Annotated in this window: 26 protein-coding genes and 1 other RNA gene; 11 read left to right on the forward strand and 16 right to left on the reverse strand. The window is 63.6% G+C overall.

The genetic code is table 11. The features are described 5' to 3' along the window. Positions 1-19: 19 nt before the first annotated feature. A complete protein-coding gene (locus tag GXP34_03115; protein ID NOY54955.1) occupies positions 20-445 on the forward strand; it encodes a hypothetical protein in 426 nt (141 codons plus the stop codon). Positions 446-485: 40 nt separating this feature from the next. After that, positions 486-1,904 carry a hypothetical protein gene (locus GXP34_03120; protein ID NOY54956.1) on the forward strand — a complete coding sequence of 473 codons (1,419 nt, stop codon included), beginning with the start codon at positions 486-488 and terminating at the stop codon, positions 1,902-1,904. A 59-nt stretch (positions 1,905-1,963) separates the two neighbouring features. Here GXP34_03120 and rnpB read toward each other — a convergent pair. Together rnpB and GXP34_03130 are read right to left on the reverse strand one after the other, a co-directional pair. Further along, positions 1,964-2,304: RNase P RNA component class A (gene rnpB, locus GXP34_03125), an RNA gene on the reverse strand. Positions 2,305-2,654: 350 nt separating this feature from the next. After that, positions 2,655-3,116: a gamma-glutamylcyclotransferase gene (locus GXP34_03130; GenBank protein NOY54957.1), complete on the reverse strand. Its 462-nt coding sequence runs from the start codon at positions 3,114-3,116 to the stop codon at positions 2,655-2,657. 136 nt (positions 3,117-3,252) lie between these two features. On the opposite strand from GXP34_03130, the gene GXP34_03135 reads away from it, so the two are divergent. The 6 genes from GXP34_03135 to GXP34_03160 all read left to right on the forward strand — a co-directional run bounded on the left by GXP34_03135 (position 3,253) and on the right by GXP34_03160 (position 7,828). Beyond that, positions 3,253-3,495, forward strand: coding sequence for a WhiB family transcriptional regulator (locus GXP34_03135; GenBank protein NOY54958.1), 243 nt, complete (start codon positions 3,253-3,255; stop codon positions 3,493-3,495). Positions 3,496-3,616: 121 nt separating this feature from the next. Next, the gene (locus GXP34_03140; protein NOY54959.1) at positions 3,617-4,792 is read left to right on the forward strand and encodes an acyl-CoA dehydrogenase; all 1,176 of its coding nucleotides are present in this window, start codon (positions 3,617-3,619) and stop codon (positions 4,790-4,792) included. Next, a complete protein-coding gene (locus tag GXP34_03145) occupies positions 4,792-5,223 on the forward strand; it encodes a transcriptional repressor (GenBank protein ID NOY54960.1) in 432 nt (143 codons plus the stop codon). Before GXP34_03140 ends, GXP34_03145 begins: the two co-directional genes overlap by 1 nt. Positions 5,224-5,394: 171 nt before the next feature. Further along, entirely contained in the window at positions 5,395-6,354 is a 960-nt protein-coding gene (locus GXP34_03150; protein ID NOY54961.1) for a cobalt ABC transporter permease, read from the forward strand. After that, positions 6,351-7,115, forward strand: a complete 765-nt coding sequence (gene cbiQ / locus GXP34_03155; GenBank protein ID NOY54962.1) for a cobalt ECF transporter T component CbiQ — start codon at positions 6,351-6,353, stop codon at positions 7,113-7,115. Before GXP34_03150 ends, cbiQ begins: the two co-directional genes overlap by 4 nt. After that, positions 7,112-7,828: an ABC transporter ATP-binding protein gene (locus GXP34_03160; GenBank protein ID NOY54963.1), complete on the forward strand. Its 717-nt coding sequence runs from the start codon at positions 7,112-7,114 to the stop codon at positions 7,826-7,828. The genes cbiQ and GXP34_03160 overlap by 4 nt, the downstream gene beginning before the upstream one ends. A 259-nt stretch (positions 7,829-8,087) precedes the next feature. Here the strand turns inward: GXP34_03160 and GXP34_03165 are convergent, their stop codons facing one another. From GXP34_03165 to GXP34_03200, 8 genes are all read right to left on the reverse strand, one after another. Then, on the reverse strand, positions 8,088-8,696 hold the full coding sequence (locus GXP34_03165; GenBank protein NOY54964.1) for a redoxin domain-containing protein: 609 nt from the start codon (positions 8,694-8,696) through the stop codon (positions 8,088-8,090). Next, a complete protein-coding gene (locus GXP34_03170; protein ID NOY54965.1) occupies positions 8,693-10,726 on the reverse strand; it encodes a heme lyase CcmF/NrfE family subunit in 2,034 nt (677 codons plus the stop codon). Before GXP34_03170 ends, GXP34_03165 begins: the two co-directional genes overlap by 4 nt. A 4-nt stretch (positions 10,727-10,730) precedes the next feature. Beyond that, on the reverse strand, positions 10,731-11,150 hold the full coding sequence (locus tag GXP34_03175; protein ID NOY54966.1) for a cytochrome c maturation protein CcmE: 420 nt from the start codon (positions 11,148-11,150) through the stop codon (positions 10,731-10,733). 123 nt (positions 11,151-11,273) lie between these two features. Further along, on the reverse strand, positions 11,274-12,005 hold the full coding sequence (ccsA, locus tag GXP34_03180; GenBank protein NOY54967.1) for a cytochrome c biogenesis protein CcsA: 732 nt from the start codon (positions 12,003-12,005) through the stop codon (positions 11,274-11,276). Between the two features lie 14 nt (positions 12,006-12,019). Further along, entirely contained in the window at positions 12,020-12,700 is a 681-nt protein-coding gene (locus GXP34_03185; GenBank protein NOY54968.1) for an ABC transporter permease, read from the reverse strand. Then, complete coding sequence (gene ccmA, locus GXP34_03190; protein NOY54969.1) at positions 12,697-13,341, reverse strand: heme ABC exporter ATP-binding protein CcmA; 645 nt, start codon at positions 13,339-13,341, stop codon at positions 12,697-12,699. Before ccmA ends, GXP34_03185 begins: the two co-directional genes overlap by 4 nt. Positions 13,342-13,349: 8 nt before the next feature. After that, complete coding sequence (locus GXP34_03195) at positions 13,350-14,042, reverse strand: hypothetical protein (GenBank protein ID NOY54970.1); 693 nt, start codon at positions 14,040-14,042, stop codon at positions 13,350-13,352. Between the two features lie 4 nt (positions 14,043-14,046). Continuing rightward, positions 14,047-14,529: a TlpA family protein disulfide reductase gene (locus GXP34_03200; protein ID NOY54971.1), complete on the reverse strand. Its 483-nt coding sequence runs from the start codon at positions 14,527-14,529 to the stop codon at positions 14,047-14,049. 279 nt (positions 14,530-14,808) lie between these two features. On the opposite strand from GXP34_03200, the gene glgC reads away from it, so the two are divergent. Beyond that, the gene (gene glgC / locus GXP34_03205) at positions 14,809-16,035 is read left to right on the forward strand and encodes a glucose-1-phosphate adenylyltransferase (GenBank protein ID NOY54972.1); all 1,227 of its coding nucleotides are present in this window, start codon (positions 14,809-14,811) and stop codon (positions 16,033-16,035) included. A 111-nt stretch (positions 16,036-16,146) separates the two neighbouring features. Here the strand turns inward: glgC and GXP34_03210 are convergent, their stop codons facing one another. The 3 genes from GXP34_03210 to GXP34_03220 are packed head-to-tail and all read right to left on the reverse strand — an operon-like array spanning position 16,147 to position 18,867. Next, positions 16,147-17,277, reverse strand: coding sequence for a hypothetical protein (locus GXP34_03210; GenBank protein NOY54973.1), 1,131 nt, complete (start codon positions 17,275-17,277; stop codon positions 16,147-16,149). Position 17,278: 1 nt separating this feature from the next. Next, on the reverse strand, positions 17,279-17,956 hold the full coding sequence (locus GXP34_03215) for a CDP-alcohol phosphatidyltransferase family protein (protein ID NOY54974.1): 678 nt from the start codon (positions 17,954-17,956) through the stop codon (positions 17,279-17,281). Continuing rightward, positions 17,953-18,867, reverse strand: a complete 915-nt coding sequence (locus GXP34_03220) for a hypothetical protein (protein NOY54975.1) — start codon at positions 18,865-18,867, stop codon at positions 17,953-17,955. The genes GXP34_03215 and GXP34_03220 overlap by 4 nt, the downstream gene beginning before the upstream one ends. A gap of 139 nt (positions 18,868-19,006) precedes the next feature. On the opposite strand from GXP34_03220, the gene GXP34_03225 reads away from it, so the two are divergent. Together GXP34_03225 and GXP34_03230 are read left to right on the forward strand one after the other, a co-directional pair. Continuing rightward, entirely contained in the window at positions 19,007-19,414 is a 408-nt protein-coding gene (locus GXP34_03225) for a PaaI family thioesterase (protein NOY54976.1), read from the forward strand. Beyond that, positions 19,401-21,116: a thiamine pyrophosphate-binding protein gene (locus GXP34_03230; protein NOY54977.1), complete on the forward strand. Its 1,716-nt coding sequence runs from the start codon at positions 19,401-19,403 to the stop codon at positions 21,114-21,116. The genes GXP34_03225 and GXP34_03230 overlap by 14 nt, the downstream gene beginning before the upstream one ends. A gap of 280 nt (positions 21,117-21,396) precedes the next feature. Here GXP34_03230 and GXP34_03235 read toward each other — a convergent pair whose 3' ends face one another. The 3 genes from GXP34_03235 to GXP34_03245 all read right to left on the reverse strand — a co-directional run bounded on the left by GXP34_03235 (position 21,397) and on the right by GXP34_03245 (position 24,715). After that, positions 21,397-22,254 (reverse strand): hypothetical protein, encoded by an 858-nt coding sequence (locus GXP34_03235; protein ID NOY54978.1) that lies wholly within the window; start codon positions 22,252-22,254, stop codon positions 21,397-21,399. Next, positions 22,242-22,607: a hypothetical protein gene (locus tag GXP34_03240; protein NOY54979.1), complete on the reverse strand. Its 366-nt coding sequence runs from the start codon at positions 22,605-22,607 to the stop codon at positions 22,242-22,244. The genes GXP34_03235 and GXP34_03240 overlap by 13 nt, the downstream gene beginning before the upstream one ends. Before the next feature lie 134 nt (positions 22,608-22,741). Continuing rightward, positions 22,742-24,715 (reverse strand): AAA family ATPase, encoded by a 1,974-nt coding sequence (locus GXP34_03245; protein NOY54980.1) that lies wholly within the window; start codon positions 24,713-24,715, stop codon positions 22,742-22,744. Positions 24,716-24,783 lie beyond the last annotated feature (68 nt).

Genomic DNA, 24,783 nt, shown 5'->3' on the forward strand with positions numbered 1-24,783 from the left:
GGGTGTGGTCTCTGGTCCGGTGTCATCCGATATCGAACAGGGCTCTGCCGTTTCTGAGCTGGGCGACGGCAGCGGCGCTCGGCAGGTCGACTGGGCCGGCTCACCGTTCGTCGGACCTTCCGAGCAGCTCTCACCTGTCGCGTTCGCCTCTGTCACTTCCGCCTTGCCGTACGGTGCCGTCGATCCGGGTGCCATTCCTGGTCCGTATGTCATCTACCGGATGGGGGACCAGATAGCGTTCGTGGGTACCGACCCGATCGTGTGCGTCATCCAGTCCCCAACCGGCTCCGCAGCCACTCTTGGGTTGGATGCGTCCGACCCTACCTATCGTGACGCTGCCGGCCTCGGTACCGAGGTCTGGAACATCACGCATCCCGACGTCCACGTGTTCGACGACGAACTCACTATCACCATGCGAGGGCTCACCCCTGATGAAGACGTCTGAAGAAGCAAGCAAAACGTCATTTCCCAAAGGAGAGAATGAGATGGCTCGGGTTGGAGGACGGATGCGTCGTTTGACCGTCGTGATCGTGATGGCGGTGATCGCGACGAGCTGTGGCGGTTTCGGGTCGGGTCCCGGCACGTCTGCTCCGGCGGGTCCGTCGGCTGTTCGGGCCGTTTCGGATGCCGGTGGTGTGCCTCTCTGCGACCAGCTTGTTCGTAGCAGTGCGCCTGCCGGGTGGTATCGGGACGCGCCGATCTATGTGGCGAACGAGATGCCCGTCCAAGCAGTTCGGGCGTGGGCGGAGACCAAACCCGGGTTTGAGGCGATCTGGGTCGATCGGGAGCATCTGGGTTGGATCACGGTCGCGTTCAGTACCGACGCCGAGGCACGCCAACGTGAGCTGGAGCGGACGTTCCCCGATGTGGGGGCGGTCGTGGTTCCGGTCGGATGGACGATGGCGGGCTTGGAGGCGTTGCAGCGCAGAGTCATCGACGAGCTTGGCCCGCTGTTTCCTTCGTCTTCTTCGGGAATCTCGATCACCAAGGGTGTGGTCGATATCGGTGTCGGGGTGTTGACACAAGAGCGGCTCGATGCGATCGATGAGCGGTTCGCGGGGGAGCGGGTTTGTGTTTCCGGTGGCGATCCGGCCGACGCCCCGGTGGCCGGCCCTCAACCGTCTGGTGGGGACGGGTGGCGGCTGTTGGCCGACGAGGCCGGCGTCGGTGAGGTGTACCGGACGGGGATCGCTACCGACACGGAGTCCTACGAGCGGCTGTGGGATCAGGTCGGACTCTCCGGCGATGCCCCCACGGTCGACTTCACGTCCCAGGTCGTGATCTGGTTCGGGGCGGTGTTCGGTTCGAGCTGTCCGAACATCCGCCTCGATGATGTCGTCGTCGACCGCGACCGCGCGCTCGTCTACGCCAAGATCGTCCTGGTGGACTCGCCGGCGGCCTGCACCGCTGACGCCAACCCGCACGCCTACCTGGTGGCGGTCGACCGGTCGGTGCTGCCGGTGGGTCGCTTCGCGATCCAACTCGACGCGGACGGTCCACCGTCCGGGTTTCCTGGGGAGCGCACCATCGTCGATACCGACCTCTCGCAAGCGGGTGCGGTCGCTGCCCTCGGCCAGATCGGATCTGACCCTGCCCTCCCCGAACTGCGTTTCCTCGAGTCTGGGGGGATCATCGAACCGGGGATCGACACCGTGTACCGGTTCGACACCCGCTGCGGTGTGGCGTGGCTCGGTCGCCTCAACGACGTGTCCTGGCACACCGACAGCCCCGAAGCGGCCGGCGGTGTCATTCCCGCTGCGTGGCAAGACGCCATCGACGACGAGGGTTTCGTCGACGCGTCCGTCGTGTTGACCGTCACGCCGGAACCTAGGATCGCCGCCACCGTCAACGGCCAATCCGTCATCTACACGGCGACGGCCAAAGCCGTCCCGACCTGCCCATAGGGGACCCGGACCTTCGATCCGAGCGGGACCGCGAGAAGGCCCCCGAAGGGGCCCTCTCGATGGCGAGTCCGCCTGTAAGCCGGATTCTGTCCCGGGTCTCCCCGGGGACGGCCATCTATCTGGGACCGATGTTGCCACCGGCCTCGTGCGGCCTACCTGGAACATAACGGACGGGCAACCTCGTTCCTGCTTGGCCTTGCTCCGGGTGGGGTTTGCCGAGCCGCCCCGGTCACCCGGGACGCTGGTGGTCTCTTACACCACCGTTTCACCCTTACCTTTCGGCGGTCTGTTCTCTGTGGCACTTTCCGTCGGGTCACCCCGCCTGGGCGTTACCCAGCACCCTGCCCTGTGGAGTCCGGACTTTCCTCAGGTCGAAACCCGCGGCCGTCCGGCGAACTCACGACAAATCGTACCCGAGTGGAGGAGATTCCGCCGATCTGAAACCACCCAGGGGGAGTGTGAGTCAAAGCGTCCGAGAAACGAGCCATCAACATACGAGCGGTTCCTTCCTTCTCGTGGCCGTTGCTCGGTTGTGGGGAAGTCGTCGTCCCACAGCCCTCCAGAGACGTGGATGCCGGGATCATATCCCGGCATCCACGCGCGAAGAGGGGCCTCGTTGCATCCACGACAGGTGGGCCCGTTGTCGAACGAGGGGAGATGGCTTGGCTGCTGCATCGCCTGTTTCATGCCGAACGACCCGCAGCCCTGTGGTCGGGCGATCGAGGGCCGAAGTTCGTCACCGTCACTTCTTCAGAACAGCGGCTCCTCGACGTACTCTTCGAGGCCTGCGACCCAGCCCATCGGCAGCTTCCAGTACCGGCCACCGTCGACGACCAGGCGCATGTAATCACGGCACGGCGTGAGCTCACCGTTGGGGGCGCCCTTGTGAACATGGGTGACGACCGGATGACGATGCCCCTCGCGATCTACCGCCTTGAACGCCTCTGATCGCTCCCTCCCCTCGGACTTCTCCGATTCGTCGAGACTGGCGAGTGCCTCGACCGGGATCTCGAACACCGCGCCCCACACCGTGTTGCCGGGCTCGGGTTTCACCGATGGCAGACCGCCGTCCCACGTGCCGTTCTGGTGGGGGAAAACGAGGCGAGTTTCGGGAAGGTGGGCGATGAACCTGAACTGTGCTTCCGGGACGACGTCGAGGATGCGCCGTGGGGACAGAAGAGCGGCATAGGCAAAATACAGCGTTGTCTGCACTCGATCTCCTCACCGGTTACGGGGGTGTCAGCTTAGTGAATCGGAATCCCGCGGGTCTTTCCGAGGGGGAACTTCATCGCGTCTGAGGGCGTCAGAGGGATGAAGAAGACGGCCGAAGGCGTTATAAGTGATGAACATGCAGAATTGGATCGAAGACGAGAGACTTCCCTGGGAAAGCGAAGCGGCGTGCCGTGGCATGGAGCCGGCCCTGTTCTTCCCCACGGTAGAAGCGGAGGTCGCCGAGGCGCTGGCAGTGTGCCGGGTATGCCCGGTGCGACAAGAATGCCTCGAATGGGCGTTATCGACGCGAGAACGTCACGGGATCTGGGGAGGTACCACGGAACAGGAGCGCAGACGCCTCATGCGTCGCTCTGCGTGAACTGTGCCTGGTCGCCCTGGGCTCGTTAGGCTTTGCGCGTCTGCTGCACGATGCCGGCCGTGATATCTGCCGTGTGTTGCCCGGTGGACTCCTAACCCCCATAGGTCTTGGAGGAGACAGCATGAGCAGGGCCCCCGACCCACATGACTTCCTGGCAATCGATTCCCTCCTTTCGGATGAGGAGAGAATGATCAGGGACACAGTCCGGCAGTTTGTCGCCGATCAGGTGGTGACCGACGTCGCCGACTGGTTCGAAGCCGGGACGTTCCCGAGGGAGCTCGTGACCGGGATGGGAGAGCTTGGCCTGCTGGGCATGCATCTCGAAGGCTACGGGTGCGCGGGAACATCGGCAGTCGCATACGGCCTCGCCTGTCTCGAATTGGAGGCGGGCGATTCAGGCGTTCGTTCCTTCGTATCCGTCCAAGGATCTCTTGCCATGTTTCCCATCTGGAAGTATGGATCGGAGGAACAGAAACAGCAGTGGCTTCCCCGGATGGCTGCCGGCGAGGTCATCGGCTGCTTCGGCCTCACCGAACCCGACGCCGGAAGTGACCCGTCCGGCATGCGTACCAGAGCGCGAAGAGCCGGTAGCGACTGGGTGCTGAACGGAACCAAGATGTGGATCACGAACGGTGGCATCGCGGATGTGGCCATCGTGTGGGCCATGACCGACCAGGGAGTACGTGGGTTTATCGTCCCGACGGACACTCCCGGGTTCTCCACGAACAACATCCACAAGAAGCTGTCGCTACGAGCGTCCGTCACATCCGAACTGGTGCTCGACGATGTACGGCTACCCGCCGACGCGGTGCTCGCCGGGGTCACGGGTATGCGCGGGCCGCTGTCATGTCTGACCGAAGCCCGGTACGGGATTCTGTTCGGAGTCATGGGTGCCGCGCGTTCGTGCTACGAAGTGGCACTCGACTACTCGAAAGAGCGACACCAGTTCGGAGCGCCACTTGCCGCGTTTCAACTGACACAGAAGAAACTCGTGGACATGCTGGTGGCCGTCAACCGGGGAACGCTGCTCGCGCTGCACCTCGGCCGGCTCAAGGACGGCGGCGGACTCCGTCATGAGCAGGTTAGTTTCGGCAAGTTCGACAACGTTCGCAACGCGCTCGAAGTCGCCCGCACCGCCAGGGGGATCCTCGGTGCGAACGGCATCACGCTCGAATACCCCGTGATGCGCCACATGAACAATCTGGAGTCCGTCTATACATACGAGGGCACCAACGAGATCCAAATGCTGATCCTTGGCAGCACGATCACCGGTGTGTCGGCATTTCTGGCGCCCTGATGGAAGCCGAAGCACTGGTCCGTGACCTTCGTTCGGAGGGGCTGCGCATCACGGCGGCGCGCAGGGCGATGTGCGATGCACTGGCCGGGGGCCGAGGTGAGCATCTCAACGCCACCGAGATCCGTCAGCGGGCAGAGGAGGCGTCCGGTATCCGTATCGACCAGTCGACCGTGTATCGCACGATCGATGTTCTCGAACGGCTCGGTGTTCTGCATCACGTGCACCTTGGCCACGGCCCGGCCATCGTCCATCTGAGTGCAGAAACCGACCACCAGCATCTCGTCTGTGAACACTGTGGGAAGACGGTCGACATCCCGATCGACGAGGTCGTGGAGGCCTTCGAGACCGTCGCCCGGCGCCACTCGTTCACCAGCGTTCAAGGATCCCACTTCGCCATCGTCGGGACCTGTGAGGACTGCACAAACGGTTGACCCCCATTCGAGAGCCGCGGCGGGCCGTGTCTTTCGAGAGGTGAAGCCGATTCCGAGCGGGAGGAATGTACCGGCCGGCGTTGATCCTTTCGTGGATGCCGCTCAACCCGCAGCGCGGTTGCGGGGCGCGTATACTCGTTGTTGCAAGGCGCATGCAATAAGGACCCTTGGATGCACATTCCCGACGGTTTCATCAATGGGCCCACGTCCGTCGGTGCAGGTTTGGTCGCTGCCGGGGGCCTCGCAGCCGGGCTGAAGCAGGCAGGTCGTCGACTTGCCGATCGCCACGTACCCCTCGCCGGTCTTGCAGGCGCGTTCATCTTCGCCGCGCAGATGATCAACTTTCCTGTCGGAGTGGGGACATCCGGGCATCTGATCGGTGGTGGTCTCGCCGCGGTACTCCTCGGCCCGTGGCTCGCAACGGTCGTCCTGTCGGTGGTCCTCGGCGTGCAGGCCCTCATCTTTGCCGATGGGGGAGTCTCGGCACTCGGGCTGAACATCATCAACATGGCGATTCTCGCGCCGTGGTCCGCCTGGCTTCTCTTCAAGTTGATGCGTGCGTTCCTTCCGAGGACGCAGCGGGTGGTGGCCATATCGGCGGGCATCGCTGCGGCCTTGTCTGTGGTCGTCGCCTCCCTCGGATTCGTGGCGGAGTACGCCATCGGGGGGACCGGGGGGGCGCCTGTCACGACGGTCCTGATCGCAATGGGAGGCGTGCACGTCTTGATCGGCATCGGGGAGGGTCTGATCACGGCAGCGATCGTCGCTGCAGTCCTTGCCGCCAGACCGGACATCGTCGCGGGGGCGGACGATCTGCTGGACAGCTCACCGCCGGCCTCCCGCAAGATCGGACGGTTCGTCGCCGTAGGCCTCGGAGTGGCCCTGCTGGTCGCAGCGTTCCTCAGCCCCTTTGCGAGTAGCAGCCCGGACGGTCTGGAGCGGGTTGCCGCCGATCAGGGGTTCGCGGAAACGGCACTGCCCGGCGTCATCGGCGAACATTCTCCGTTCGCCGGATACGAGTTCGGATCCGAGGGTGGTCTCGCGACCGCGGCGGCCGGCGTTGTCGGCGTGGGGGTCACCTTCGGTGCCGGGTACCTGATCGTGCGTCTGAGGCGGCGAACCAAGGCATGAGCGGCTTCCACACCCATGCCCTGTACCGGCACGAGCACAGCGTGCTGCACGACCTCCCGGCACAGGTGAAGGTGACGGCGCTCGTGCTGTTCGTCGCCGCCGTCGTCGCAACGCCCCGCGAAGCCTTTTGGGCGTTTGGGTTCGAAGCGGCCTTGCTCGTGGGAGCGCTCGCCGTGGCACGCATTCCGTTCGGTTTCGTGGCGCGCCGTCTGCTCATCGAGGTTCCGTTCATGGTCTTCGCCATCCTCATGCCCTTCCTCGGTGTGGGCGACCGGACCTCCGTCCTCGGAGTATCCCTTTCGATCGCAGGCCTGTGGGGTGCCTGGACGATTCTGGCCAAGGGCACACTCGGGTTGGTGGCATCGGTCTTGATGGCCGCGACAACCGAAATCCCCGATATTCTCGATGGTCTCGAACGCCTGCGTGTGCCCCGGTTGGTGACCGCGATCGCGGGATTCATGGTTCGGTATCTCGACGTGATCGCCGGAGAACTTCGGCGGATGAGAGTGGCGATGATCGCACGAGGCTATGACCCGACCTGGGTCGGTCAGGCGGGTCCGATTGCAGCGTCGGCGGGCGCGTTGTTCGTGCGCTCCTACGAGCGGGGCGAGCGGGTTCACCAGGCCATGCTCGCAAGGGGCTATACGGGGGTCATGCCGCCTTCCGACACCACTGCGGCGACCCCGAAGGACTGGATGATCGGCTCCGCGATCCCGTTGCTCGCCTGGGTGTTCGCGATCACTGCGCTGATGGTGCGATGAGTACCCCTGCTCTGGAAGTTCGAGACCTCAGCTATTCCTATCCGGACGGACGCAGAGCGCTCGACAAAGCAGAGTTTCACATTCACCCGGGGGAACGTGTGGCCCTGTTGGGTCCGAACGGGGCAGGCAAGACCACGCTGGTGCTGCATCTCAACGGTATCTTGCGGCCGAGCTCCGGAACGGTCCGTGTCGCCGGACTCGAAGTGACCGAGGCGAATTTCATGGAGATCCGACGAAGGGTGGGTCTCGTCTTCCAAGACCCCGACGATCAGCTGTTCATGCCCACCGTTCGCAGAGACGTTGCGTTTGGACCTGCCAACTTCGGGGTGTCCGGAGAAGACCTGGATCGGCGCGTGCTCACCGCTTTGGCGTCGGTGGGTATGGAAGCGGAGATCGACCGCGTACCGCATCATCTGAGCCTGGGAGAACGGCGGCGCGTGGCGGTTGCGACCGTTCTCGCCATGAAGCCCGAGATTCTCGTCCTGGATGAGCCTTCGTCGAACCTCGACCCTGCCGGCCGCAAGGAGCTCGGCGTCATCCTGACGGATCTGGACGTCACCATGCTCATGGTTACGCACGATCTTCCGTATGCCCTCGAGTTGTGCGAACGAGCGCTTGTGATGAACGAGGGCAGGATCGTTGCAGACGGGCCGACGAGCCAAGTCCTCGCAGACCACGACCTCCTCTCGACACATCGCCTCGAGATGCCGTAGCGCCTCGACGGACAACGTTCGTGGCACTCTGCCCGGCACGGGGGGCTGCCAAGACGCTAGTGCCTCGGCCGGCAACCTTTGCGGCGTTCTGCCGGTCAGGAACACCGCTTGCTGCGTTCTCCACCTCGACGCACCTGTGCCGATGCGCCTTCGTTGTGCGGCCTTGCCATCGGCGTTCCTGCCTCGGCATCGACACCCCGAACGTTACTGGCCAAGACGCTAGAAGCGGTTGTGTCCCTCGACTCGGGATGACAAGAAATCAGCCGCCGGATTGCTTCTGGGTCTGACCCTCATTGAGATCTCCCGGCGTTCCACCCGCCAGCAGCGTGTCGATCGTGCTGCTGATCTCGAACGGCGAGAGGGGACCAGTCTTCTTGGCCATGATCGTCCCGTCGGGTGAGATGAAGAACGTTTCAGGGACGCCGAATACGCCGAAGTCGATCGCAACTCGCGATTCCGGGTCGATGACGTAGGCCGTCTTCTCCGCTCTGCCGAACTGGTCGAGAAACGCGATCGCCCGGCGTGGCTCATCTTGGTAGACGACTCCAACGAAACGCACGGGTTCGTCGGCGTATGCGGCGGCCGCCGCCTCCAGAACCGGATGTTCCTGCCGGCAGGGAAAGCACCAGGAGGCCCAGAAGTTCACCACGACGACGTTTCCTCGCAGGTCCGCGAGGCTGAGCACGCCATCCTGCTCGAGGTACGCCAACGAGTCCTCAGGGGCGGGCTTGCCGATGAGGGGGGAGGCGATCAGGCTCGGGTCCTTCCCGAACCCACTGCTGAACACAACGACCATCGCGATCACGATCGCGAGAATCGCAGCGAGACTCAGCCACATACCGATCCTTGGTCGCGTGGTCTCGCTCATGCCGGCTGTCCGGTCGTCGTCAGTTCTTCACGAGCGGGCTTACGCACCAGCCACGCCCACAGGCCGCCGACACTGACCAGGAACCCGCCGGCCCAGACCATCCAGAGCACGGGGAACCAGAACAGGTCGAGCGTGACCTGCCTCTCATCGATCGCCCGCAGTGACAGGTAGAGGTCGCCGGCCAGAGACCCGCGAACGTCGGGAGACGCCACGGACTCGCGACCGTTGGCGTACTGGTTGAGGCGTGGCTGCAACTCTGCGACGACGCGTCCGTTCTTGACGACTTGTATGAGTGCTCCGGTCACGAACCGGTTCGATTCGACCCTGTCGAACGTGTTCACATAGGTGAGGTCGAATCCGGCGAACCGAGTCGTGTCTCCAGGAGTGAGTTGTACCTGGTTGCGAAGTGAGAGGTTCGCGGAGAGTGCGATTCCGATCACCAGGATTGCCACCGCGACATGTGCGATCTGTCCGCCCCAGTATCCGGGATCGGAACGCATCGTGTACAGCGACGCCGCGGCGAGATTCTCCTGGCGACTCTCGGCGCGTCTGCGGCTCGTGTCCCAGAGTTGGCGGGCGACGACGGCGATGACGAACGTGCCGAGCAGAATCGCCAGGACGACCGAGAGGCTGCGTCTGCCGAACACGATTCCGACGGCGGTGACCGCGAGGGCAAACCGCAAGGGATTTCGGATACGGGCCCACACGACCGCTCCTCGCGCGGAGCGCCAAGGAGTGATCGGGCCGACCGCCATCGTCAGCAGCAAGAGGAAGCCGATGGGCACGGCGAGTCTATCGAAGAAGGGACGACCGACCCCGACTTCGGACCCGGTGATGGCGTCGATGATGAGTGGATACAACGTCCCGGTCAGGACGACGAAGGTGAACACTGCCAGGATGAGGTTGTTGGCGAGCATCATTCCTTCGCGGCTGGCGAGGGAATCGAGCCGAGGCGCGGAAGCCACCATGTGCGAGCGTGTGGCGAACAGTCCGAACGACAAGACAAGCGTCACCGCGAGGAACCACAACAATGCGGGACCGATCGGTGACTGCGTGAAGCTGTGCACCGAGTTGATGATCCCCGAACGTGTGATGAACGTTCCGAGGATGGTCAGTGAGAACGTCGAGATGACGAGGACGAAGTTCCAGCTCTGCAACATGCCGCGCCGCGACTGCACGGCGGCAGAATGCAGGAACGCGGTGGCGGCCAGCCACGGCATGAACGAGGCGTTCTCCACCGGGTCCCACGCCCAGAAGCCGCCCCAGCCGAGCACCTCATACGACCAGAGACCGCCGAGTACGATGCCGGCGGTCAGGAACACCCAGGCGACGAGGGTCCATGATCGGGTCCGCCTGAGCCAGTCCGTCCCGCCGGAACCGATCATGAGTGCGGACATGGCGAAGGCGAACGGTACCGACATTCCCACGTAGCCGATGTAGAGCATCGGCGGGTGGATTGCCATGAGCGGATGGTTCTGCAGCAGTGGGTTCGGTCCGAAACCTTCGAGGGCCGCTTGCGCGTGGACCCATGGGAATGGGCTTGTCGCCATGCAGCCCACTTGCGCCGCCTGCGTGCAGACCTCGAACGGATTCGAGATTGTCAACATCATTCCGAAGAAGAACGTCGAGATGATCCCCATGATCGCCAGCGCCCCCGCTCCGAGAGCATCAGGTTTGTGAAGGCGTTGTGACGCGAAGTACACGGTGGCGACAAAGACGGCCAGGATGAATCCCCACAGGACGATACTGCCTTCGAGCGCAGCCCATGCCGATGCCATCTTGTACAGAAGTGGGGTGCTCGACGTCGAGTTGTTCGCAACGTACGCGAGAGAGAAGTCGTTGCTCAGCAGTCCGATCTCGAGAGCGAGCATCGCCAGGATCCCACCGCCGAGGAGTCCGTACACCGGGTACTTCAGTCTGGTCACCGGTGTCTTCGTGGATGCAAACTGGACTTTGAACCCTTGAAAGGCGAGTGTGATCGAGGAGATCAGTGCAATCAGAACGCCAAGAATGCCGAGTGTCGCGGCCATTCGATCAGCCCCCCTTTGCCGGTACGAGCGTCTCGTGCTTGTCGTCTTTTGCGTTGTACTGCTCGTCGTGTTTGACGATCAGCACGTCAGAGACGAAGTGGGAACCCTGCCATGAACCCTCGACAACGGCGCCGGCTCCGCCCTGGAATAGCTGCGGCGGGGTACCTTCGTTGTCGACGTCGATCGTGCTCTGCCCATCGGTCACCTGAAAGCTGACGCCGGTGGGAGTTGTCTTGATGCTGCCTTCGACGACCAGTCCTCCGAGGCGGAACCGTTCACCGTCCGGGAAGTCGGCGCGCTGTTGCAGCGCCTCGGTGGGGGTGAGGTAGTAGACGAGGTTCTTGTTGAGGTTGCCGAACGCGAAGAAACCGACCGCGATCAACACCACGATGATGGCCGGAATGATGAACCAGCGATGTGTCATGGTCGGTCACCTCTCTTGAATCGTCTGGAGACGGAACGGAGGCGCACCACGAGGCTGATGGCGTAGATCGCTATGAACCCGTAGACGAGACAATAGGCAAAAACCACCCAACTTCCAGTGAACTCAGTCATCGGTGTCACCTCCCAGGATCGGGGCCGTTATGCCGGCTCCGGCGATCTCCACATTCTCGTTTGCTTCTCGTTGTTCGATGGCATCTGCCATCTGTGCGATCCACACCCGGGTCACCATGAACGCCAGATAGATCAGGGTGAAGGCGGCCAGATTCACCATCAGCGCCCGCAACATCAGAGGATCGATGGAGGGGTTGCCGGCACGCTCGAACGTCTGGGGGCGCAGCACCGTTGCCGTCTGATGCAGCGTGCGCCACCACGTCACGGAGAAGTGGACCAACGGGACCTGCACGAACGCGATGATGCCGAGCACTGCGGCGCGTTTCGCTCTCATATCCGGGTCCGCGATGCTGCGCCGCAAGGCGAGGTAGCCGAGATAGATGACGAGGGTCAACGCGGTGAGCACCAGCCTGGCGTCACCCCAGTCCCAGAACGTTCCCCAGACGGGCCGTCCCCACAGCATGCCGGTGACGAGTGCCGTGCCGGTGAAGAAGACGCCCATCTCCGCCGAGCTGGCGGCGACTCTGTCCCAGGAGTGCTTCTTGGTGACGAGATAGCCGATACCGGCGACCAGCACGACTCCAAAGGAGAGGTAGGCGAGCCATGCCGACGGGACGTGTACGTACATGATCTTTTGGAAGATTCCCTGGAACTCGTCGAGCGGTGCGGTGATGCCGAATGTCAATCCGACGGCAACACCGACGACCGCGAGTGCCGAGAGTATCTGGACGGAACGCTTCAACGGGATGTCTCCTCGAGTGGGCGGGCAGTGATTACACCGACGACGGTGAGGGCAAGGTTCATGGCAATAAGCAAAATGATCCAATTAAGGATACTGCGATCTAATCGAAGCGCTTCCACCACTTGTGACGAAGCGATGAGGAGCGGAACGGAAAGGGGGGCGACGAGCAGAGGGGCGAGCGTTGCGCGAGTTCGGAGGCCGGCTGTCACGCTTCCTGCCAGGGTGCCGATCAGGGCCAGGCCGATGGCGACGAAGAGGACGATCAGCACGAGCCAGCCCCAACCGCGAATCGGAGAAGGGTTGTACAGCACGATATCGAGGGGTGCGAGCACGAGTTCGAACCCGAGCAAGAGCAGGGCACTGGCAGCAGAGCGGCCTATGAACGTCGCAGCAGGGTCTATACCCAGCAACGTCAGGAGCTCTCGCTGTGCCGGTTCGTCGGTCGCCGACTGGCGGAAGGCGACCAACATGCCGAACAAGAGGGTGATGGCGAAGAACATGCCCGGTCCGATTCGCGCGAGCATCGCCTTTTCCGTCCCGATCGCCATAGGGATCAGGAGCAGTGCGACGGCGCCGAAGGGAACGGTGATCGACAGCACCTCTCCTGCCCGCCCTTCGATCTTGAGATCCTTTCGCATGATCTCGAACGCCTGACGCCAGAACTCACGTGCACTCATGTTGCGACCAGACCCTCGACCGCAGTCCCGCCGACGAGCTCATAGGTTCGTTCCACCAGAGGGAGCATTCGGTTCGGCTCATGGGAGACGAGCACGACACATCCGCCCCGTTGCTTCACCTCCGCGACGGTTGCCTCGACCAGCATGGCGGCCATCTTGTCGAGGCCTGCATGAGCTTCATCGAGGAGGAGCAGGTCGGGCCGCGTCATGAGCACGCGAGCGAACTCCACCCTTCGCAGCATCCCGTGAGATGAGTGATCGGCTCTGCGGTCCATGGCACCCCCCAACCCCACTTTCTCGAGGGAGCGCTTCACTCTCGCGTTCGCGATGCCGGCGAGGCGTGCAACGAATTCGAGGTTCTCTTCGAGAGTCAGTTCACCGTAGAGGGCGGGGAGATGCCCGAGGAGCGCCATACGGCGTCGAATCGCCGGCGACGGCTCGCGGCCGAGGGGTGCCCCCAGCACCGTTCCTTTGCCTTCCGTGGGGCGCAGCAGGGTGGCGAGAACTCTGAGAAGTGTCGACTTGCCGGAGCCGTTCGGACCAACGATGCCGATGCCTTCACCGGGATCGACGCGGAGGGAGACATCGCGCAGAACGGTGAGCCGGCCGAACCGCACGCCGATGCCATCGAGCTTGATCAACGGTACGTTCACGAGTCCGGAATGTTACGGGATCGCGCCGCGATGACTCGAATCGAGAAACTGATCAGACCCACCGCCACTCCGGTCATGTACCAGGGGCCTGGGTCGGCGCCGAGGCCAAGCCTCAACGGTTCCGTCATGAGTCGAACACCGCCGGCAATCACGAGACTCGCGGAGGCGATCACGCCGGGTGGGGCTTTCGTCCGGAGGGCAACGAGCGCGACAGCACCGCCAAGGAGCAGGATTGCCGCGTAGATCTCGACGGGATGGCGTTCGATGGTGCTTCCGGGAAGCGTGATCGCCCATGGCACAGACGTCGTCGTTCCGGCGCACGCCGAGCGGAGGAGACAGCCGGCCTGCCATCCGGCGAGGCCTGCGATGCCGGCAGGTGCGAGCAGATCCAGCGTCGGCCAGAAGTCATGTCGCGCCGTCCACGCCAGATAGGCCAGCGAACCCAACGCCGCGAAGCCTGTGTCGACACCCCCGCGGATGAAGAACAGATCGAGTGGGTGGGTGATGGGGTTCGTTCCCTGCAAGACCATGGCGGCGACTCTCCCGACCGCCAGGCCGGACCCCGTGGCCCCCAGTACGATGTCGATGAGGTCCTTTCGATCCGTCGTTCCTCGCACCCGCTCGATCCGCAGGGTTGCGAGCGCGGCGGCAATGCCCAAGAGAGCGGCTCCGAGCAGGGTGAACTCCACGCGACTACCTCAAGAGATCATCGATCTGGATCGCGAGCGTCTGCTCGTCGATCATTCCGTTGTGGGCGAAACGTAGTTCTCCGCCGGGAGCGAAGAAGAACGTGTGGGGTACACCCGTGGAGCGTAGGACCGCGGGGATCGCAGATCTCGGATCGAAGTACTGTTCGAAGTCGAGACCGTACCGAGCGATGAATCGTCGGGCGCCCGTCTGAGTGTCGTTCACATCGACACCGATGAACCGCACGCGGGATCCGAACTCCTCGTATGCCTGACGGAGGAGTGGCGCTTCGGATCGACATGGCCCGCACCAGGAAGCCCAGATATTGACAATGACCGGTTTGTCCGAAGCTCTCAAGAGTGCCAAGAACTCGTCTGAGGAAATCGTCGGTAGTGGTTCGGCGGATGTCTCCGGCGGTGTTGCCGTGCAGCCGCCGGCGAGGAGAACGATCACGAGCGCGGCAGGAAGAAGGCGTCGAAGATGCGACATGTGGGCCGCATGGTATCGAGGCTCAGAGAACGAACACTCCCTTCGCCCCGGCGTCGCCGTTCGCCGACGTTCCTCCGAGGCAACGGAAGAAAAGCTCCTTGTCTTGCTCGTGCCTTGGCCGGTAACGTTCGGGTGTCGATGTCGAGGCAGGAGCACCGATGGGAAGGCCGCACAACGAAGGCGCACCGGCAGGTGCGTCGAGGCGGAGAACGCGGCAAGCGGCGCTCCTGGCCGGCAGAACGCCGCAAAGGTTGCCGGCCGAGGCACTAGCGTGAGCGCATGATTCCCCGGGTCCTTGCCATCGTTCTTGCCGGAGGCGAGGGAAGCCGCCTCTTCCCCCTGACCCGTGATCGTGCGAAGCCCGCCGTACCGTTCGGTGGAGGGTACCGTCTCGTGGACTTCGTCCTGTCCAACCTCGTCAATGCCGGCTTTCGCAGAATCGTGGTCCTGACCCAGTACAAGAGTCACAGTCTCGACCGCCACCTTGCGCAGACGTGGAGGCTGTCCCCGCTCCTTGGCAGCTACGTCGCAGCCGTGCCCGCACAGATGCGCCGTGGGCCACAGTGGTTTGCCGGTTCCGCCGACGCGATCTACCAGAACCTGAACCTGATCGACGATGAGCATCCGGACCATGTGCTCGTGTTCGGTGCCGATCACATTTACCGGATGGATCCCCGACAGATGCTCGAGCAGCACATGGACACAGGGGCAGGGGTCACCGTCGCCGGCATCCCGGTACCGATCGAAGAAGCGAGTGCGTTCGGAATCATCGATGCGTCCGAAGATGCGAAGATTCGCAACTTTGTCGAGAAGCCGGAGCAGCCGCCGCCAATGCCCGGTGATCCCACTCGTTCGTTCGCTTCGATGGGCAACTACATCTTTCATACCAAGACGATGGTCAAGGCATTGCGGGAGGATGCGGAGGACCAGGACTCGCGACACGATCTGGGCGGCAACATCATCTCGAGCCTGACCGAGCATGGTGACGCGTACGTGTACGACTTCGCAGGCAACCGGGTTCCCGGTCAGACGGATCGAGAACGCGGCTACTGGCGAGATGTCGGTACGTTGGACGCCTACTACGAGGCCAGCATGGACCTCATCGCCGTCAACCCGGTGTTCGATATGTACAACGAACAGTGGCCGATTCTCACCTGGGATTTCCCCCGTCCTCCCGCGAAGTTCGTCCACAATGTCGAAGGTCGTCGTGGCAGGGCGTTGAACTCCCTTGTCGCCAACGGGACCATCGTTTCAGGCTCGGTGATCCGCCAGTCCGTGGTCTCTTCGAGAGTGCGTGTGCACTCGTATGCGACGGTCGAGCAGTCGGTTCTCTTCGAGGGAGTGAGTGTCGGTCGCGGTGCCGTCGTGAGAAGAGCGATCATCGACAAGAACGTCCAGGTACCGGACGGGTTCCAGCTGGGTGTGGATCCGGACAGAGATGCAGAACGGTTCACCGTGTCATCCGGAGGGGTCGTGGTGATCGGCAAGGGCGATTCGCTGCACTGAGCCGTCGGTTCTCGGTCTTCAGTCATCGGAAAGAGCCCCAGTCTTGCCCGGAGGTCGTGCAACGATGCCGGCTGCCGTACGAAGTACCTCTTGTAGGCGAACTCTGTTCGCCTAGAGAACCCTTCGGAAGACCCGATGGTTCTTGTGTGGTATCCCTCCGATGTTGATGAGGTCGCGACGCATCTGAACTGCCGTCTCGGCGACCTGAGTCAACTCATATCGGTCGAACCCGGCTCGCTGGAACACCTCGGCGAGTTCGCGGTACAGGAGGGCGTTGCCACCTCTACGCTGATACTCGGGGAGGATTCCGATGCCGTTGGCAACAACCCAGCTGGTGGTACGAAGCTCCCTGAGGAGTGACACGGCCGCGAGGGAGAAAAGCCGGCCTCCCATCTTCTGAAGAGAGCCGGACACGTCCGGGAACGTGAGCACGAATCCGACGGGTTCGTCGTCGCTGGTGACGATGAGCTTGAGCAGGTCCGGTCGAGCCACGGGGATGATCTGCTTGACGACGAAGCTGACTTCCGCGTCGGTGAGGGGCACGTACTCCCAGTTGTGGACGAACGAGTTGTTGTAGGTGCGTGCGATCCGTTCCGCCCAGCGGTAGATCTCCCAGCGGGAGCGGAAACGGTGGACTCGGAGCCCTGAACGGCGCGCCGCGCGCTCGGCGATTCTCGGGATACGAGGATCGAGGGAGAACGTCGACGGGTCGATGACGTGGGAGATGAAGTCGATTTCCTTGACGAAGCCGTTCTCCTTCGCCAGCCGGATGTAGTAGGGGAAGTTGTAGTTGAGCATCGACATCGTCTGGCGCTGCTCGTACCCGCGTTCGAGCATGCCGTAGCCATCGAACGGGCTCAATCCTTTGGGGCCGATGACCGCTTCCATGCCTCTTGCCGCGGCCCAGTCGAACGTCCGCTCGAACAGTGCTGCTGCCGCCTCGGAGTCATCCTCGACATCGAAGAAGTAGAACTCCGCCTCTCGACTGTCGTGGGTCGCGTTGAAGCGGGTGTTCTCGAGCGCGCCGATGCGGCCGACGTCTCGACCATCCCGTACGGCGATGAAGAAGTCCGCAACGGAGTGTTCATAGAACGGGTGCTTCTTCGGGTTGAGCATCGTGGCGATGTCCATCTTCAACGGAGGTACCCAGAACGGATCGTTTTTGTACAGCCGGTAGGGGAGGTCGATGAAACGCTTCACTTGCGCCCGGTTCGTGACGTCGACCTTCTCGATCGTGAGCATGTCAGTGCCTTCCTGTGTCCTCCACGGCGAGGTTTCGTGCTTCCCGGATCGCGGATACGACGAAGATCACGATCAGGACCGCGGCGAGAGCCCCAATCACCAGGTCATAGACCCCGACGGTACCAAACACGGTGCTGATGTAGGGAATCGGACCGAAGAAGAGCAGAGCGTTGAACCCGATGATGATGGCTCGCACTTCGGTGGGTCCGAACCGCCCGTAGGAGATCTGGAACACGCCGCGCACATACGTTGTCAGGTAGACGTAGATGGAAAGGAGCAGGTAGCCCACGAGAGCGACGGCGGCAACGTTGAACGAAACGTACGGAGAAAGCCCAAGACCGAACGCCACGAGCGTCTCGCTCACACCGTCGACGGCATGATCGACGAAGTAACCGTACTTTGGCCGTTCGATTCTCCGGTATCTGGCGATCGTTCCGTCGAGGGAATCCCCGAACCAGTTCACGACGAGACCGAAGCTGGCGAGCCAGAGAAACCACGGCGAAGCGTTACTGGCCCAGTAGCCGCCGAAGGTCATCAGTGATCCGACGATTCCGATCAGTGTGAGGGTGTCTGGTGTCATCCGCTCGGGCATATGCTTGGAGAGCCAGCGCAATGCGGGGCGTTCGAGAGGTCCGAGCAGGATGTCGTTGACTCGTTCGTGGGACGGGGACTCGCTCATTCGGCCTCCTCGGCATCGGGCCATACCGGGAAGAACATCAGCCACTGCTCGGGGTGGGCACGAATGATGCGCTCTACCTCGGCGAGCGTCTCACGCCACAGCGTGCCGGCGACGTCGTCCTCTTCTATCTCCAGTGGATCGATCTGACTTCCGATGTTCAGACGGTACCGATCGTCGGGGGTTCGTTCCACCGAGATGATCTGCAGCAGAGCATCGGTCGATGCCGCGAGCCTGGCAAACCCACTCCACAGGCGTGCGTCCTTGCCGAAGAACGTCGTTGTCTGCGCTCGTTTCCTTGGAGGAGGTGGCCGATCGACCGACGTGACCACGACGCCGCCGTTGCGCAGACGGGTTGCAGCTTCTCGCAGCGCATCGCCGGAGGACGGGGTGAGGATGAGTCCTTTGGTGGTCCGCAGGTCATTCATGAGTTCATAGCCGGATGGGGGGAGCGCGTAGGAAAGAACCTGGATGTCGTAGGTGCCTGCGTGGGGGGAGGCGGCCAAGCCGATCCCGGCGAGGTCCAGAGTGCTGACGTGTGGGGCCACGATGAGAATCCCCCGGCCGGGACGGTTGGCCGGATCGAGGATCTCCCAGAGTGCCTGCGGCATTTCGACCAGGCGCCGGTTCTCTTCGATGGTCCCCCCGAGGGCGCGAAAGAAGTCGTAGCTTCCGCTTGCCGCGTGGAACAGGACCTCGTGGACGTAGGAATCGAGTCGAGGGTCGTCAGGGGTGGTGTCGAGGACGACGGCCAGATTGGCTCGGATCGTTCGTGTGAGCGGCGTGTCGCGACGGGCGATCCAGCGTGTGATCCTTCTGAGCACGGCGTAGCCGAACCGGCGTGGAACGAGAGCGCTGAGACGCATCGCGAGTCGGGTACCGGTACCTGTGACGAGAAAGTGCTGAAGGTTCACGAACGATCGTGTGCAGCGTAGCCGTGTGGTGCTGCGGGAATCCAGGCAGCGTATGCGGGAGACGGAGGCGGACGTCGGCTTCGAGGCATCTCGGGCGGTGGTCCCACGGTTGTACGCTGGTGACTGCTGAAAGGATCACATGAGAGAACCGGCCACACATCTGCACATCGATCACCGGTTGTGTGGTCTGCCCGAGCTGCTCGAAGAAGGGCGGTCCGAAGTTCGGATGATCACCACCGAAGCGATGGCCGTCGATGACCGAGGGCTGGTGCACGGCGGGTTCATGTTCGGACTTGCCGACTACGCGGCCATGCTGGCGGTGAACGATCCGAATGTCGTGCTGGGAAGTGCCGATGTTCGCTTCAGGGCCCCGGTGCGGGTTGGTGATGAGGTCGTGGCGACGGCCAGGACGATGTCGGCCGATGGGCGGCGCCGAGAAGTCGAAGTGACCGTGGACCGTGAGGGAGAGACCGTGATGGGCGGTATCTTCACGTGCTTCGTCTTGGACCGTCATGTTTTGGAGGGTGACGACGATGCACGGCGGTGACCGCATCGCCCGGGTACTCGTCGGCCATCAGGTCGAAACATTGTTCACGCTGTGTGGGGGACACATCTCACCGATCCTTTCCGGCGCGAAGGCCGCCGGTATCCACGTCGTCGATACACGACACGAGGCCGCAGCGGTATTTGGCGCCGACGCCACGGCTCGATTGAGCGGTGTGGCCGGCGTCGCTGCGGTCACCGCCGGGCCCGGTGTCACCAACGCCTTGACAGCCGTCCAGAACGCCTACCTGGCCCAGTCCCCGGTGGTGGTGCTCGGCGGCGCCGTGGCGACGGCTCTGAAGGGCAGGGGGGCGCTGCAGGACATCGACCAAGCCTCGGTCGTCCGCCCGCATGTCAAGGAGCTGTTCAGGGCTCGTCGGGTGCGGGATCTCGAACCGATGTTGTCCGAGGCGTTCCGAGTGGCCGTGTCGGATGTGCCCGGGCCGGTATTCGTCGAGGTGCCCGTCGACCTGCTGTATGCCGAGCAGACGGTTCGCGGCCTGTACCTGTCGGGAGGCGCGCCGAAGAGTCTCGCCGGTCGGCTGACCCGCCGCTATCTGCAACGGCATGTCGACCGCCTGTTCTCCGACACCGACGGAGAGTTCGTAACCCGTCCGGCTCGGGTCCCTGTGCCCTCGAGGCTTGATGTGGAGCGGGCCGCAAGGTTGATTGCAGAGGCGAGCCGTCCGGTCCTGATCGTGGGCAGCGGTGCGATGCTGCTCCCCACAGAGGCTGCTGATGTTGCCGCAGCGGTGGAGGCTCTGGGCATGCCCACATGGCTGGCGGGAATGGCCCGGGGGCTTCTCGGGGTACGCCACCCGTCGCACCTGCGCCACCGACGTCGGGAGGCGCTGCGGGACGCCGATCTGGTGGTGCTCGCCGGTATGCCGATCGACTTTCGGCTCGACTACGGACGGGTGATCGGTCGCAACACGAACCTCGTCACGGCCGGCAGGGATGAACGTTCGCTGTCGAAGAACCGTGCACCGACGGTGGCGGTTCCCGGCGACGCGGGACGTTTTCTCCAAGAGCTCGCGCAGCTTTCCGGAGGACATCGGTTCGATGCCTGGTTGGAGCTGCTCCGGGGCCGCGATGTCGAGAGGGACGGCGAGATCGATCGGCAGGGCCGCGAACCCGTCGACCCGATCAACCCTCTCGGGCTTCTCCAACGCATCGACGCTGCGATGGCCGCCGACAGCGTCATCGTCGCCGACGGCGGCGACTTCGTTGCCTCTGCGGCGTACATCCTGTGGCCCCGCGGTCCGCTGCGGTGGCTGGACCCGGGTGTCTTCGGAACGCTCGGCGTCGGCGCCGGATTCGCGATGGCTGCGGCGTTGACGCATCCGGGCACGGAAGTGTGGTTGATGTACGGCGATGGTGCTGCAGGGTTCAGCCTCATGGAGTTCGATACGTTCGCTCGTCACGGATTGGGGGTCATCGCCGTGATAGGAAATGATGCCGGATGGACCCAGATCGCCCGCGATCAGGTGACAATCCTCGGCGACGATGTGGGCACCGTCCTGTCACCATCGGACTACCACCTCGTTGCCGAAGCTCTGGGCGGGGTGGGGTTTCTGCTCGACTCCCCGGCGGACATCGATGGTGTGCTCACCGAGGCGAAAGCGCTGGCCGCGTCGGGTCGCGCGGTACTGATCAACGCCCGCATCGGCAAGACGGAGTTTCGCAAAGGCTCGATGTCGATGTGATGTGAAGTGCCGGACCTCTCCCTTTCCGGGGATGTGGTGACGAGTGCGAGGGAGCTCGCCGACGGATACATGGCACGCATCTCGACGGCGATGCATCGCTCATCGACACAACTCACCCTGGCAGTGTCGTGGGATCGGACCGGCGTGATCTGCACCGACCCGTTACGTCTTCCGGCCGTTCGAAGCCGACGGCACCAGCCCTTAGGTTCGCCCCGCGCTCTTGCATCGAAAGTCGCGATACGAAATCCGGAACACCTGGTACCGGGTACCAGGGTCGGCATCAGGGTGTCGGTACCTGCAAGGTCACCGTGCCGTTCCAGGTGCCGGCCGTGACATCCTTGGCGTACGTGACCTGGATGGGTAGCTCATAGGTGCCGGGCGCGACTCCCGACACATCGAGACGGAACGCGGCGTAGTCGGATTCGCCGTCTTCGAGCCTGGCGTCATGGGCGAGGCTGGTGAAGGTTCTGCCCGCCGGGTAGGCCACGACGATGCCCGACGGTGGGTCGACGGTCATCTGGACGTCGTCGAGGCGAGGGGCTTTGCCGAGGAAGCCGATGTCGACCCAAGTGGCCGCTCCGTCGGCGGTGACGGTGGTGGTCACCTGTGCGAGGTCCGTTCCCGTGAACGACGTGACCGGAACTCTCACGGTGAAGTCCTTGGTGTGTGACCTGCGTCCAGAGGTGTAGGTTGCGGTCAGTCCGAGAGTCACACTCCCAGGAGTCTCGTAGGGGACCGTGATGTGGATGGCAGTGAAATCGATCTCTCCGTTGGAAAGGGTCGCGTCGGCCATCAGTGATGTGTAACTTCCGGTGTTCTCCGGATAGCGGATCTCCCAGCCCGGCTCCGGATTCTTGACCGTCACCTTGAAGTCCTTGGCATCGCCGCCCCTGGACTCCCAGAGGACCTGGATCCAAACCGAGTCACCGGCGACCACCGCGCCCGTTCTGGCCGTGAGTAGACGCACGGTCACGCCGTTGCCCATGCCCATGCCCGAGCGCCTTCCCATGGCGGTCGTGGTCTGCGCAGCGGCGGGCGACATGCCGGAGATGAGCAGGAGAGCAGCGACGGTGGTGACAAAACTCGCCTTCGCGAAGGCTATCCGTTGGTGGCGGCCGGCGGGGGTCAGGTGTTGCATCGTTGGTCGTAGGCCTCTTGCACCTTCTGGCGCAGATCGAATTGGCTGGTCAGATTGTCTTTGAAGTGCCGGTACTGCGCGACGGACACGCCGTTGCCGGCGAGGCGACCGTCCAACTCGGCTTGAATGTCCGCCTGCGTGTCGAACGTGAAGCGCTGGACGTCGCACATCCATCGTCCTTCGATGGACGCCAACAGGTCGGCATCGTAAGAGGGCGCACACCCGGCCACCAGGATGGCCACGATCACGGCGATGGCGACGGCGACAGTGACTCTTCGCATGAACTCGACATCGGCCGATACCCGCGGCGGCTTGAGGAAGAGATTGGGCCGGGAGATACGACGAGGGGTCATGCATGGAGAGCAGGGAGGCGTGCGCCGACAGGGCTTCGTCGGGATTGTGAGAAGACGTGCCCGATCGGCACGCGTATGCACGAGAGACCGTGGGTCATGTCGAGAATGAATGCCGCCATGAGGCGTGCGACAGGCTACGGGCGCACGTATCGACCCAGTGCACGATCCAGTTCCGGCCGGCCGACGACCAATTCGCTCTTGCCGTTCCGCAGCACCGTCAAGGCCGCTTCACGCAGCATCCCGGCAAGGTCGGCAAATGACAGGCCGTCGGTGCGCCGGGCCAGCTCATCCAGGTCCACATCGTCGGCAAAAGGTACATCCGACAAGCCCAGCAGGGCTCGGCGGGCATCAACTCCCGGCACGCCCAACTCCAGGTGCACCTCGAACCTTCCGGCTCGCAACAGCGCCGGGTCGATCAGATCCGGACGGTTCGTGGCTCCGATCACCGCCACGTTGCCACGTTCGGCAACGCCGTCCATCTCGGTGAGGAGCGCCGCTACCACCGAGTCGGTCACCGACGTGGTCGAACGTCCCCGCACCGGTGCCAGGGCGTCGAGCTCGTCGAAGAACAGGATCGCCGGCGAAGCCGCTCTCGCCCGGGCGAAGATCTCCCGAACGCCACGCTCGGACTCTCCGACGAACTTGTCCAGCAGCTCCGCACCCTTGATCGGAAAGAACGCCGCGCTGGACTCGTGTGCCAGCGCTCGCACGACGAAGGTCTTGCCCGTCCCTGGGGGCCCGTACAGCAGGACTCCTCGGGGTGGGTCGATGCCGAGCTGTTCAAATCGCCCGGGGCTGGTCACAGGCCAGATCACGGACTCCGTCAGCCGTTGTTTGACGTCTGACAGGTTCGCCACCTTCTCGAACCCGTACGACGGCACTTCGCCCATGGCCGTCGAACCCAGCGACGGTACGGTCGACTCGACCGCCTCGAGGAGCAGGGCGGTCGTCAACTCCCCACCTCGGCGAGTTGCCAAAGCGGACGCGTGGACGACCGCCGCGGTGATGTCCGCACCGGAGAACCCGGCCGACCGGGCTGCCAACAGATCGAAGTCGAGATCCCTCGACGGTATCCGCTCCGTTGCCGCTTCGAACAGAAGCCGGCGCCGTTGCAGATCTGGTGGTGGGACGGTCAGTGTGCGGGGGAGCAGTGCCGACCCTGCCAGGATGTCATCCAGCGTCGCCGCCGACGTCACTCCCAGAACGCACGCCACACCGGAACGCTCCGCTATGGCGTCGAGGAACCAGCGCAAGATCGCAGCCACCTGGGTGCGAAACGGTGCCAAGCCCTCTTCGCCGGCGACCGTCTCTACGCGGTCGACGAACAGCACCGCCGGTGCGGTGACCTGTTTCACGGCCTTCTCCAACACCGTCAACAGCCGGTCCGGTTTGAAGACCAGGTTGAGGTTCACCTCGGTCATCGCGGCGCCGGCCGCAGCTGCGGCAGCACCCACCAGTTCGGACTTGCCGCACCCGGTCGGTCCTTCGAGCTGCACACCGGCGACCTTCGGTAGGCCCCAGGCCGAGGGCAGGTCGTCGGGCGATGTCAGGAGCGTCAGCCATGCGGTGAGTGTCTCCAACTCCTCGTCGAGCCCGGCGAGGGCCGCCAGGTCGCGGGTACGACGCGGCGGCGCCACCGATGCGGCCGGAACAACGATCGACTCGGGCACGAACCGGGTGGCGGCGGTCACCATCCCTGCAGGGCCGGGGAAGACCGTCACGATCCGCAGAGGTACCGGACGATCGCCGCCGTCCGTGTAGGAAGGGTCTACCGCGAGCACATCACCCGGAGTGACAGGCCGACCCTGCAACGCGTGCACGAGTGTGCGGGCGTCGAGCGGAAGGTTGTCACCGGTGATCGTGACCATCTCTGCAGTGGGCAGTATGGCTCGTCGTACCTCGACCACCTGGCCGGTCGTGACACCCGCGTTCGTGATCGCCTCGGGACCGAGTCGCAACGCGTTGATCTCGGACAGGTCGGCGGGATGAACGATCGTATGGGTCGCACCGACCCGGATCACACCGCCGCCGGGCAGACCCATCGCCGAGAGCAGCGTCGCGTCGGCACCCGCAGTCGGGTCGGTGCCGGGGCGGACGGTGAAACGCATCGAAGCAATCGTAGGTCGTGGTGGGAGTCGTAGGAAACGTCGGTTCTCGGAGGCGGCAGACTCCGGTA

The organism is Actinomycetota bacterium (genome assembly GCA_013152275.1).
GTDB lineage: Bacteria > Actinomycetota > Acidimicrobiia > Spongiisociales > UBA4744 > BMS3Bbin01.